Origin of the sequence: Actinomyces graevenitzii C83 (assembly GCF_000239695.1) — a bacterium.
Taxonomy (GTDB): Bacteria; Actinomycetota; Actinomycetes; order Actinomycetales; family Actinomycetaceae; genus Actinomyces; species Actinomyces graevenitzii.
Window position 1 is genome coordinate 1,488,225 of record NZ_JH470338.1, and the last position, 12,145, is coordinate 1,500,369.

The window sequence follows — 12,145 nt, forward strand, 5'->3', positions numbered from 1 at the left end:
CCAAAGTGCGCGCTTTGATTTGGAGTAGCCAGATTATTCTAGATCACTTCACGCGGCGCAGACGCAGCGAGTTAGACACTACGATCACGCTGCTCATAGCCATAGTGGCCCCGGCGATCATGGGGTTGAGCAGACCCGCCATGGCCAGCGGAATTGCGGCCACGTTATAGGCGAAAGCCCAGAACAGGTTCTGCTTAATGATGCGCAGCGTAGCGCGCGAAACCTTGATAGCAGCCACAACTGCCTCCAGGTCGGCGCGCACCAGCGTGATGTCAGCGGCCTCAATGGCCACATCTGAGCCGGTGCCCATGGCCATGCCCAAACCGGCAGCGCCCGCCTGGGCTAGAGCGGCGGCGTCGTTAACACCGTCACCAACCATGGCCACATTAGCCCCCTCACCTTGCAGGCGAGCCACCACGTCGCGCTTATCTTCGGGCAGCACCTGAGCGATTACGTCATCAATACCCACCTGGGCGGCGATGAACTTAGCGGCGCGCTCATTATCACCGGTGAGCAGGATGGGACGCAGCCCCATGGCTTTGAGCTCACTAATGGCTTTGGCGGTGGTGGGTTTGGGCTCGTCGCGCACAGCTAGGGCGGCACGCAGGGTAAGCGAATCGCGTGAGCCTGCGGCCACTAGCACCACGGTGGCGCCGGTGTCTTCTAGGGCGCGTACCTGGGCTTCAGCCTGCTCGCTTAGGCTTACGCCCTGCTGGCTCAGCCAAGTGGCTTTACCGACGACGGCGTAAGTGGCCTGGCCTGCTGCGTGGGCTACCGTGGCGCTGACCCCACGACCAGCATGGTTAGTGAACTCGCTGATCTGGGGCGCCTGGACGCCGTCTAGTTGTGTGCCCGCCACAATAGCGCGGGCTACCGGGTGTTCAGAGGGAATCTCTAGCGCCTGGGCCAGGGCCAAGGTTTGCAGCTGGGCTGGGCTTAGGCTGGCGCCCTGTCCCAAGTCCACAACCGTGGCGCCGTCGCTAGCAGCACCGGCACCAGCGCCGCCAGCATCACTTACCCCGGCGGCGTCGTCGAAAAATACCGCCTGAGCCAGGTGCATTACCCCCGTGGTGACCGTACCGGTCTTATCCAGCACCACCGTGTCAATGCGGCGGGTAGATTCAAGCACCTCCGGGCCACGAATCACCACACCCAACTGGGCGGCGCGGCCAGTACCCACCAGCAGGGCGGTAGGCGTAGCCAAACCCAAGGCGCAGGGGCAGGCAATTACCAGCACCGCCACTGCCGCCGTAATCGCGGCCTGGGCGTTGTGGCCGGTAGCCAGCCAGCCTAGGAAAGTTAAGGTAGCCAGAGCCAAAACCGTAGGCACAAACACCGAGCTGACCCGGTCGGCTAGGCGCTGCACCGGCGCCTTTGCAGCCTGGGCGGCAGTAACCACCTGGGCGATACGCGACAATGTGGTGCCCGCACCCACCCGGGTGGCGCGCACAACCAACGTGCCCGAAGTATTCACGGTGGCGCCGGTAACCTCGTCACCTGCACTTACATCCACCGGCAAAGATTCACCGGTCAGCAAGGAAGCATCAATGGCGCTGTGGCCCTCAACCACCACGCCGTCGGTGGCAATTTTTTCGCCCGGACGCACCCGGAAACGATCGCCCACCTGCAGGCGGTCAATCGGAATTTCCGTAACCGAGCCGTCAGCGTTAACCCGCGCAGCAGTTTTGGCGCCCAGCTGCAAAAGCTTACGCAGCGAGTCGCCCGAGCGGTGACGCACCCGCGCCTCCGCCAAACGCCCTGTGAGCAGGAAAGTCACGATCCAGGCGGCAGACTCAAAATACATGTGGGCGTGCTCGCTTTGGGCGCGCGGAATGAACTCCATGCTCATGCGCATACCCAGCGTGCCAGCGCCCCCAAAAATCAGCGCCCACAGGCTCCACAAGGTGGCGGTAATAACCCCCAGGGAAACCAGGGTGTCCATGGTGGTGGAGCCGTGGCGCAGGTTAGTGAAAGCGGCCTTGTGGAAAGGCCAAGCACACCAAGTCACCACCGGCAGGGCCAGTGCGGCCACAACCCACTGCCAGCCATAGAACTGGGCGGCGCTGACCATGGAGATCACCATCAGCGGCACTGATAGTGTGGCCGCCACGATCAGGCGACGACGCAGGTCAGCGGCGTGGGCCAGGTGGCGGGCTTCCTGCTTGCGCATAGCCTCGACGGCCCCGTCCTCCACCTTAGTCACGGTGGCGCTGTAACCAGCTTTTTCCACCACGGCCACCAGCTGCTGCGGGTCTACCGGGGCGCTTAGCTCAACGTGGGCTGATTCGGTAGCCAGGTTAACTGAAGCGTTAACGCCAGCCACTTTATTCAGTTTTTTCTCCACGCGCGCCACGCAGGAGGCACACGTCATCCCACCCACGCTCAAATCTACGCTGCCATGATTGGCGCTAGTTGAGGTGGTTTCTTGGATATCAGTCATTATTTAAGGCTCCGCCTCACTCGTCGCGTTCGATGGCTTCCAGGGTGTAGTTGCCGGCTTCATCGACGGCGTCGGCCAGGGCCTGGTCGTCTAGGTGCACGTCAGAAACCACCATTACGTCAGAGACGCCACCCTTGTTCAGGATTACTGAAACGTTCTTGACGCCCTCAACCTCTTCTAGCTCTTCACTCACGTGACGCACGCAGTTAGAGCAGGTCAGGCCTGAAACCTTGAGGACGGTGGTGCGGTCGATGTTTTCAGCCATTTTCTTCTCCTAAATGTGTTGCCTACCCAGCCACAACGCAGCTGGCAGCTATGAATATGGGCTAGCCGGCCTGTAGACAGCTTTAAAACTGTCCCCCAAGCACGACTAGCCCAACCGGGATATGCCCCGAATTATTCCTAGTTAATCCTCTAGGTGGCGTACCAAACTTTCAGCCAAGCCCACGTAGGTGCCCGGGGTTAGCGCCAGCAGGCGAGCTTCGACGTCGGCAGGCATACCCAGCTCAGCGATAAAGTCGCGCATAGCCTGGCCGGTAACCCGCTTGCCACGGGTCAGTTCCTTCAGACGCTCGTAGGGGTCAGCCATGCCGGTGGCGCCAGCGACGGCGGCCGCGCGCATAGCCTGCTGCACCGGTTCACCTAGTACCTCCCAGGTGGCGTCTAGGTCTTCAGCCAGGCGGCGCTCATCCACATCCAGGCCGCCCAGCCCCCCGCGCACATTAGAGATAGCCAGCAGCGAGTGGCCCAGGGCCACGCCCACATTACGCTGGGTGGTGGAGTCGGTCAGGTCGCGCTGTAGGCGGCTGGTTACCAGGGTGGCCGCTAGGGAATCTAGTAGCGCACAGGAAATCTCAAAGTTGGCTTCACCGTTTTCAAAACGAATCGGGTTGACCTTGTGCGGCATGGTGGAGGAGCCGGTAGAGCCCTGGGCGCTTAGACGCTGGTGGAAGTAGCCCAAAGAAATGTAGGTCCACACGTCGGTGGCCAGGTTGTGGGCAATACGGTTGTAGCGGGCCACGTCGCTGTACAGCTCAGCCTGCCAGTCGTGGGATTCAATCTGGGTGGTTAGCGGGTTCCAGATCAGGCCCAGGTGCTCCACGAAACCGCGCGAAACAGCCTCCCAGTCAGCTCCCGGCACGGAAACCACGTGAGCGCCGTAGGTGCCGGTGGCGCCGTTGATCTTACCCAGGTATTCGGTGCCCTCAATGCGGCGCAGCTGGCGGCCCAGGCGCCAAGCCAATACGGCCAGTTCCTTACCAAAAGTGGAGGGGGTGGCCGGCTGACCGTGGGTGCGGCACAGCATGGGCACAGCCTTGTACTGGCGCGCCATTTCGCTGAGGTCATCCACCAGGCCCTGGGCGGCCGGCAGCCACACCTGTTTGATAGCTGAGCGGATGGTTAGGGCGTAGGCCAGGTTGTTGATGTCTTCACTGGTGCAGAAAATGTGCACAATCTCGTGCACCTGGGGCAGCACCGTGTCTTGGCCCAGCACCTGGGGGGCAGCATCTAGGCGACGCTTGAGCAGGTACTCCACAGCTTTCACGTCGTGGCGGGTGACTGCCTCAATTTCAGCCAGTTCATCAATTTCGGCGCGGCCAAAGCTGGAAACAATACCGCGCAGGTACTCCTTCTCAGCGGCAGAGAACTTGGGGGCGCCCGGCAAAACCTCGTTATCGGTGAGGTAAATCAGCCATTCAACTTCCACATGCACGCGAGCGCGGTTCAAAGCAGCTTCAGACAGGTGGTCTACCAGCGGCGAGGCGGCGGCGCGGTAGCGTCCGTCCAACACTCCCAGAGCTAGTGGCGGGTTTACTTCAGCTAGATTTACACGAGATAGGGGCAGGTCAGCAGTCTCAGCACAACTCATGCGCTAATTGTCTCAGCTGACCTGCCCCTAGCACCAGAGGCCCGGTTTAACGTGGTTTTAGGCCACTTTTTCGCCGGGCTGGCGGCTTAGGCGCGGGCGCGCCGTCGGTTTTAGCGACGGTGCAGGTAGTCGCGTAGTTTGCCAGAGCGCAGCGCCCCACCAGCGGCCACTAGACCCCCGGCTACCAGCACTAATCCTCCGGCCACACCGGTAACCGCCAGCGAGCCGTGGTGCGAGGCGCCGCTGTTACCGGCGAAAGCTACCTTCCCTGAACCCTTTGAGGAGGGTAGCGGTGAGGGCTTTAGCGCCGCCCTGCCGGTAGGCATGGGGCTGGCACTAGGCATGGGGCTGGCGCTGGGCACAGCGCTAGCCGTGGGCGCGGCGGTGGGGCTGGGTGCAGTGGTGGGCACAGCAGTAGGCGCAGCGGTCGGCGTGGCAGTGGGCGACGCCGTCGGGGCCGGGGTGGGGCTTTGCGTGGGCTGCTCGGTGGGCTGCGGGGTGGGAGCGGCCGGCAGCATCCGGCGCTTACCTAGGTTCTGGTCGAAGCGGGTTACCGGGTAGGTGACCTGACTGTCGCCCTGGGTGTAGGTCAGCGTCAGCGTGGCATCCAGGTAGCCCTGCTTGGCTTCCTGCTCGCTTACCACATAACCGCTGGTTGAGCACCACATGGTTGTGCCGGGCGCAATGTCGCCGCTGCAAGATTCAATTTCGGTGCCCTTGGGGCCCTTGGCGCCGTCGATGTGCAGGGTATTACTGGTGTTGTTGACGATGCTCCAGTGGAAGGGCAGCTTTTCGCCAGCCTGGTAGGGCTTGGCCATAATGTCGCGGGTGTAGTCGCTACGCTCGCCGGCCACGGTCAGTGCAATCAGCTCAGGGGTGGTGAGTTTAAGCTCCACCGAGCCACGCAGGGTGTACTGGCCTGCCTCCAAGGTGGCATCCACGTTGTAGGTGTCAGCCACAATGTCCTTGGTAGCGGTGACCTTGACGTTTACGGTGGCCGACTCGCCCGGCTTTAGCGCCGGGGTGGCTACCAGCTCGCTGCTGACGTTTTCGGGCAGGCCGGTTAGGCGCATGGAGCCAGCCGGCAGGGCGACGTCGTCGTCATTGCGGATAGTGACGCTTACGCTGGTACTTTCCCCGGCCCCCAAGCTGACGCTAGCGGGAGCAAAGTTGGCGCAGAACGGCTTTAGCCACTCGCGCCCGAAGGTGCCTACGCGGATTTCCTTGTCGGTTTTAGTTTCATAGGCGACGGCGAAAGTGCCGTCCTTGAGGGCGGTCACCGAGGAGTAGGCGTGCGGGCCGTAGTGGTAGACGCGGCTAACAGGCCAGGTGGCGCCGTTGTCGCAGGAGTAGCGCACGTTACCGGTGATGCGGTTGATCCACTGGCCTTTACGGTCAACATCTATCTGCCAGTTGTAGGGGCTGTTGTTGGCGTTGGTGAACAGCAGCTCCTTGGCGGCCTTGCCGCTGGTGGCCTGGGGGTTCATACGGGTAATGCCGGCGTTTACTTCCGGGTCTACCAGGGCAGTGTCTAGGTACTGGTTCTTCCAGTTGACGCCGCCGTCGTCAGAAATAGCGACCAGGCGCCCCACCCCGTCACCCCAGTTACGTGAGTTGAGCATGAGGCGGCTGTCGCTTAGCTCAATCACCTTGTTTTCGTTGAAGCTGTTGCCAATGCGGTTACCGGCGTGCCAGGTGGCGCCGTGGTCGTCAGAGTAAACCGAGTAGGCGTAACCGTTGTGGGCTGAGTCAGTGCCGATATATTGCTGCACCAGGCGCCCGGCGTATTTGCCGTGCCTGATTTGAATGCCGTTACCGGAGGTGGCGAAGGTGCCGGTGATGCCCTTGGGTTTAACCACATTGGTGATTAGGCGGTGGGTCCAGGTTTTGCCGTTGTCGGTGGAGGTGGAAACCTCGGCGCTCATAACGTTGCGGGCGGCGTCGTCGTCAGAGTCAACGGACTGGAAGAAACCCGCATCCTTAGAGTAGACATGGAAGTTGAACAAAATGTTCTTTTCCGCGTCATACACATACGAGGGGTCTGAATAGCCCTGCTTTTGGGCGCCGGGAATGCCCGCGTGGATGACGGTTTGTTCACCCCAAGTACGCCCGCCATCGGTGGAGCGGCGCTGCAAAATGGAGTTGGGGTTGGGGGCGTCCCTCAGGCTGGGACGCCCGTCATAGGAAACTACTAGATCACCGTTGTTTAGCTGCACGATTGAGGGGATGCGGTAAACCGGGAATTTACCGTCACCGCCATTGGCAACTGCTTGCGAGGTGAAATCCTGGCCAGATTCGGTGGCAGTTACGCCAGGGGTTAAAACTACACCGGTAAACGATAAGGTCAGCGCAGCCAGTGCGGCTGCGGTTTTAGCGTGGACACCCTTTGGGGACACGGGAACTCCTTCATTGGCGCTCAGGGGAGCTAGTGCGGGTCTGCGCACATCGCTGTTGTGATTGTAAGCTTAACTGCGCGAAATTGTTACATAATGTGACTTTTTCGTTAGCTTTTGCGTCAGTTTCGCTCTTGGGTGGTGGTGACGGTGGCTTTTTTCTTGGGGCGACGGCGGCTTCTCGCGCGGGGCCGACGGCGCACGCCCCAGGACCAACGGCGCTCGCGGCTGCGGGGTCGGTGCCGCACGCTCTGGGCCGCGCGTTAGGGCCAAGCCGGCGCCGTCGTCGTCGAAAACCGAGCCAGCGCCGTCGAGACCAAAGCACACCAAAGCATGCAAAACCTACCCTTAGCTGAGCGTGTGCGCCGCGCCCACAGCGCATATGCTTGTTAGGCCTAAAAGCAGCTTGGCAAAATATAGGCGTGGCTGTAGCTATACCTTCTTCTGCGCGGGCGCTGCTTGAGCACCTGCCGCCTAAGGTGGCCGCACGCATCAGTGAGACTGTGGCTATCGCCAACCTAATTCGCTTAATTGCGCGTTTGGAGGCGGCGCGGGCCACCGTCCTACTAACGCTGACTTTTTTACTGGCCATAACCCTGGGTATTAACAACCACTCACTTTTACCCTTCCGGGTTGGGCCATTTTGCTCCCTAGCGTTATGCCTGATCAGCGCCTATTGGGGCGGCAAAATCATTACTCAGCACACGCGCGTGGCCTACGACAACGGCACTGACGCACTGGTGCGCACCGACGCCCTAACCCCCACCGCCTCAGCTGCAGCCGCCCAAACCGCCATGGAAATTTCGCAAATGCTAATTTCCGGGGTGTTGTTTGCGGGCGTAATGCTGGGCACGCTACCTCACATGCAATTTCAAAAAGCCAGTTGGCTGGCTGTGGGCGTGGTGGTGATGGGTTCACTGACCTCCTCACTCGCGTTACTGTGGGCAGTGATTTGGCCGCATGCGCCGCGCCGCTGGATGCGGATAGTTAACGCACTTATCGGCACTTGGATTTGCGTGATGTGGTGGTCTGGGCCGCTGGCTGCACTCATGCACCACAAACCTGACATGCTGCTGGGCTGGCTTAACCAGTACAGTTTCTTTTCTGATGATCCCACCTGGCCGGTAGTCATTTACGGCTTTATGGCTGAAGGCATCTCCTATGTGGCCCTATATATGCTGCGTAAAAGTGCCGCCTGGAATAACCCTTCGGCGGCCCTGCGCCAAGCCATGGAGATCACCGGGCCGCGCTGGGCCGGGCCGGGGGCTGTGGCCCTAACCCAGGAGGCGCAGCTATGGCCGCAGCTGACTGTGGCGCAAACCTTTGAAACCCTTGATGGCCTGCGCGGTTTCACTGAGCCGCCGCCCCACCGTGAGCAGATGCTGCAAGCGTGTAAAACTCTTTTACCCCCACCCAATAAATTTATTGACGAATGTACCTTTAGCGAGCGCGAACTGGTGTTATTGGTGTGGGCGCTGAGCCAGGAGGCGGATCTGATTTTGATTCACCGCCATGAGAGCTATCAGCTTTTGCCGCGTTCTATGCGAGTTGTGTGCCGGCAGCTGGTTAAGCAGCGCATGGCTGAAGGGGTGCGTTTTGATTTCTCCCCCGCCTACGACGACGATCTGCTGAGGCTAATTCACTCCGGCCAGTAGTAATCTGCCAGATTCCCTAAAACTGCATCTACAGCCATACTGGCGCCACTGCGCTCGCTTTGTGCGAGTTACCTTTACGAGTTCTACTCACGAATTAATGCACCGGTGGGGAACTTTTTTACCCCAACAGCCTTATCCACAGCCTAAAAGCGAAGCCTTGACCCGGCGTCTTAGCGTTTAGCCATGAGTAACTTGCATTACGTCAGGCAGCTGGCCCTAAGCGCTAAAAACCAGGTGCCCACCATCCCCAACCAGTGGCGTGGTAGCGCGGCGCAAGCCGCTGGTCAGTCTTTAGCGCAACTGAGCGCCGCCATAAACCTGCTGATCGGCGCCGTCGACAATGACATTAAAGCGCTAAGCACCCCAAGCTAGGCCTAAACATGGGCGACATTGTCTACGTTTCTGGGCCCGATAAGAATCTGCATGTGGATCCGCAGGTGCTGGCGAGGCTTAAACGGCAGGTTATGAAAGTCCACTCACTGTTGGAACAAGCCAACGGCGCCTATAAGGTAGCTCGCGCAGAGCCCAATCCTGGGGCACTGGAACTACCGCGTATGCCGCTACAACCCCCGCCAATATTTCCTCAGCCCCCACCCAAGCGGCTGCCCCCTGAGCTGGATGCGGCCACAACCAAGGCTTTAAAAACCTGCATCAGTCAGTGTGAAACTAACGCTGACGCCCTACAGGTGGGCTATAACCTCTACACCGATGCCGAAATTAAAGCCCAGGCATCGTGGAAATTAGAGGGGCTCAAACGCGCCAACCCTGTCTCCATAGCTAAGCATAAGAGGAACAATTTTCTAACTGAAACTGCGGTACGCATCGAACTACGTAAGTACGGCCTAGATACCCCTGAAAATCTACAGAAAACGCTTAAAGAGTTGGGAATAGATATTGATTTAGAGGACGCTAAAGCTATTTATCAGATAGTGGTATTGCTAGTTCGTAGTGGCTATGGGGGCTGGTTAATTAGTGAAGTACCTGCTCTAATTACTATTTATAAAGCTAGCCCCAGCCTTGGCGTATTTCTGCAGGCAGCTATGGTTTATGCTGGAGCTTTTTTGGGGCCTGAAGCTAAACTCTGCCTATCCGGAGTAAAAGCACAGCTCACCTATGGCCTTGCGGGCGGTAATAAGATTTATTGGCGCGGTAAATGGGTTGAGCCAAGAAAACTTAGCGATGTTGAGGCCACCAACTACTACCTGGCTTATCTAGCTGGCGGGAAAAAGAATTACCGACTCACCCTGATCAGCGACGGCCTGCGCATGGACATGCCCTCCCCCGCTATGGGGCCGCTCAGTTTCTCTTTTAGCTCTAGCTTGGGCGCTGAACTAGCTGCTGCCGTGTTTGCAGGTATAGCAAAAACTACTGCCGGGGTAGGCCAGGCCAGTCAGGTCAAATTCAAGCCGTTAACCAGTAAATATGACGGCTCGGTGGCCGACACTATTAATTACTGCGATCACATAAATTCTCCTGACCCGCAAACTGGAACATTTTCCATTATTAAAACCACCTATTCTGATGGAACCTGCTCCTACCAGGTGATTTTGCCGGGCACACAACAGTGGACTGCAGGCAAGTCAAACCCTCAGGATCTACTAACTAACTTGCAGGCTAATGCCGGCGCCAGTGACGACTACTCGCAGCTGGTGGTTGCCGCCATGACTAAGGCCGGCATTAAAAGCACTGATCCGGTATGCATTTACGGCCACTCCCAGGGTGGGATTGTGGCCACGAACCTAACCGCTAATGCGCAGGTGCGGGCACGTTTCAATATTGTGGCTACAGCTACCGCCGGTAGCCCTACCGGCAACAGCGTAATTCCGTCAGGTACGCAGTATTTGAGTATGGAAAACGCCGACGACGTTGTGCCCAGCCTGGATGGTAAGGCGCCGGTTAGCGCCCCTAACCGCACCAACGTAGTCACTGTTCACCAAGGCAATGACCAGCATGATCAGCGCGTCTATGCGCATTCAGCTAAGCAGTTACCTAATGAGCCGGGTGCGCAAACCTTTAATAGGGCTTGGAACCAGGATGCGGGTAAAACTGTGGTTTCGCGTGAGCAGGCTACTTTCCAAATTAAACGCACCCCAGTAGCGGAGCCTGCCCCCAGGCCTTCACCACACCCAACCCCCAGTCCTTCACCACAGCCAGCGCCCACCCCACGCCAGGCGCCCAGCCAACCACAAGCAACTCCACCACAGGCGACGCCAAGCCAACCTACAGAGCCACAACCAAAGCCTTCGCCAAGCCCCAGCCCCGGCCCCAGCCCAAGCCCCGGCTCACAGCCCAAACCTTCACCAAGCCAACCTGGCCCTGGCCCAGGCCCACAGCTCAAGCCTTCGCCAAGTCCCAGCCCTAGCACGAGGCCTAGCCCAAACAAGCCGACGCCGCACTAGGGGCGGCGTCGGGCAATAAAGCATATTCAGTTATCGAAGCAGATTTAAGGCAGGAAAATGGCCACAACCATCACGATACTGATAATGATTTCGCTGACCCCAACCACGCGGGGGCGAATCACCTTGGCGCGATTGCGCACCCTTTGGCGCTGCATAAGCGGTAGCACTAGGGCACGCGCAGTTAGCACCACCCACAGGGCCAGGTTGGTCCAGCCAATCAGGCCGGCGCTGGCCGCATATGCCACCAGGGCTAGCCCCACCAGGTGGAAGCCAAAGCTAAGGCAGATCATGGTGGGCTTGCCGCGGCCACGAATCATAGCTTTTACGTAAGGGACTGTGCCCACGAAATAGCCGCTGACCAGGGAGGTAACCAGCCAGGCCCAGTGCCAGCCGGTTAGGTTTTGAGGACCCCCAAAGCTTTCTAGGGTGCTCGCACCCTTCTCTACGCCTAGGAATCCGCCGGCGCCGCCAGTGGCGACGTCGTAGCTGACGGCGGTCATTAGCGTGGCCGCAAGCGTAGTGGTGACGCCGCTAAGCAGTGAGCGCTCTTTACCTATGCGCACCTGCCACAAGGCCAGTGCCAGTAGCGGGGCAAAAACCGCAGCCCAGCGGAGCAGATAGGGGGCACTGATCAGGCTCGCCAGTCCAGCTAGGGCGCAGATACCCGAATACCAGACCATGGGCACCAGTAGCAGTAGTCGCTTAGCTTCTGAGCGGGTGCGTAGCCACTGGGTCCAAGCCCAGAACGCAAAATAGCCCATCCAGAAAGCCGGCCAGATCAGGAGGTAATGCCACGACCAACCCCCAATAAATGCGCCCACTAGGGGTGGAATGATCAGCATTCCCCAGGCGCCATGCTGGTTAGGCACCCAAGCTCGGGTGCTGGGACGGCGCCTAATTTGCTCGGCGCTAGGGTGGCGGCCAGGGCGTTGTGCGCGCTGTTGTGCAGCGGCTGAGGCACCAGAAAGTGGCTGTCCGGTGGCTAGCAATACGTCGTCTTCCAAGCCCGGTGCTGACTGCTGGAAGGGTACCGAGCTGGCTGCCTTCTGCGTGGTCTCGTTGCTATCTGGGTCTTGATACTCCACCCTTGGCACGCTGGAGCTGGGCCGTGCTTGTCTAACTCCAGCTGACGCAGCTGGCAGCTTGGTAGCCTCGGCAGGGCTGGCAGCGGAGGGAACTGAAGACGTAGAGCTCATGGCTTTATTCTAGGGAAAAGCCTTAGATATTTAGCTGACACGGTGTAGCAGTATTGCCTGTTCGCGTTTGCCATAACTGGGCTATAAAAGCGGCGGCCGAGCTAAACAGGCTCTGGCACAAACAAAGTGGGATCACAAAACTGGGGCCGGGTTGACACGGTCACGCCGCAAGCAAAGTAACCCTAGAGCATA

Annotated in this window: 8 protein-coding genes; 3 read left to right on the forward strand and 5 right to left on the reverse strand. The window is 59.3% G+C overall.

The annotated features are described in order from the left end of the window. Positions 1 to 43 precede the first annotated feature (43 nt). The 4 genes from HMPREF0045_RS06340 to HMPREF0045_RS09720 all read right to left on the reverse strand — a co-directional run bounded on the left by HMPREF0045_RS06340 (position 44) and on the right by HMPREF0045_RS09720 (position 6,706). Positions 44 to 2,440 carry a heavy metal translocating P-type ATPase gene (locus HMPREF0045_RS06340; RefSeq protein ID WP_005986617.1) on the reverse strand — a complete coding sequence of 799 codons (2,397 nt, stop codon included), beginning with the start codon at positions 2,438 to 2,440 and terminating at the stop codon, positions 44 to 46. 16 nt (positions 2,441 to 2,456) lie between these two features. Next, positions 2,457 to 2,705 carry a heavy-metal-associated domain-containing protein gene (locus HMPREF0045_RS06345; RefSeq protein ID WP_005986619.1) on the reverse strand — a complete coding sequence of 83 codons (249 nt, stop codon included), beginning with the start codon at positions 2,703 to 2,705 and terminating at the stop codon, positions 2,457 to 2,459. 141 nt (positions 2,706 to 2,846) lie between these two features. Then, complete coding sequence (purB, locus tag HMPREF0045_RS06350) at positions 2,847 to 4,310, reverse strand: adenylosuccinate lyase (RefSeq protein ID WP_005986621.1); 1,464 nt, start codon at positions 4,308 to 4,310, stop codon at positions 2,847 to 2,849. Between the two features lie 110 nt (positions 4,311 to 4,420). Then, a complete protein-coding gene (locus tag HMPREF0045_RS09720) occupies positions 4,421 to 6,706 on the reverse strand; it encodes an exo-alpha-sialidase (RefSeq protein WP_005986623.1) in 2,286 nt (761 codons plus the stop codon). Between the two features lie 419 nt (positions 6,707 to 7,125). Here HMPREF0045_RS09720 and HMPREF0045_RS06360 point away from each other — a divergent pair, with 419 nt between their 5' ends. The 3 genes from HMPREF0045_RS06360 to HMPREF0045_RS11150 all read left to right on the forward strand — a co-directional run bounded on the left by HMPREF0045_RS06360 (position 7,126) and on the right by HMPREF0045_RS11150 (position 10,757). Further along, the gene (locus HMPREF0045_RS06360) at positions 7,126 to 8,358 is read left to right on the forward strand and encodes a hypothetical protein (RefSeq protein ID WP_005986625.1); all 1,233 of its coding nucleotides are present in this window, start codon (positions 7,126 to 7,128) and stop codon (positions 8,356 to 8,358) included. A gap of 183 nt (positions 8,359 to 8,541) precedes the next feature. Further along, positions 8,542 to 8,730: a hypothetical protein gene (locus HMPREF0045_RS06365; RefSeq protein WP_005986627.1), complete on the forward strand. Its 189-nt coding sequence runs from the start codon at positions 8,542 to 8,544 to the stop codon at positions 8,728 to 8,730. An 8-nt stretch (positions 8,731 to 8,738) separates the two neighbouring features. Beyond that, entirely contained in the window at positions 8,739 to 10,757 is a 2,019-nt protein-coding gene (locus tag HMPREF0045_RS11150) for an alpha/beta hydrolase (protein WP_005986629.1), read from the forward strand. Between the two features lie 44 nt (positions 10,758 to 10,801). Here the strand turns inward: HMPREF0045_RS11150 and HMPREF0045_RS06375 are convergent, their stop codons facing one another. Continuing rightward, positions 10,802 to 11,953: a YwiC-like family protein gene (locus tag HMPREF0045_RS06375; protein ID WP_005986632.1), complete on the reverse strand. Its 1,152-nt coding sequence runs from the start codon at positions 11,951 to 11,953 to the stop codon at positions 10,802 to 10,804. Between the last annotated feature and the right edge of the window lie 192 nt (positions 11,954 to 12,145).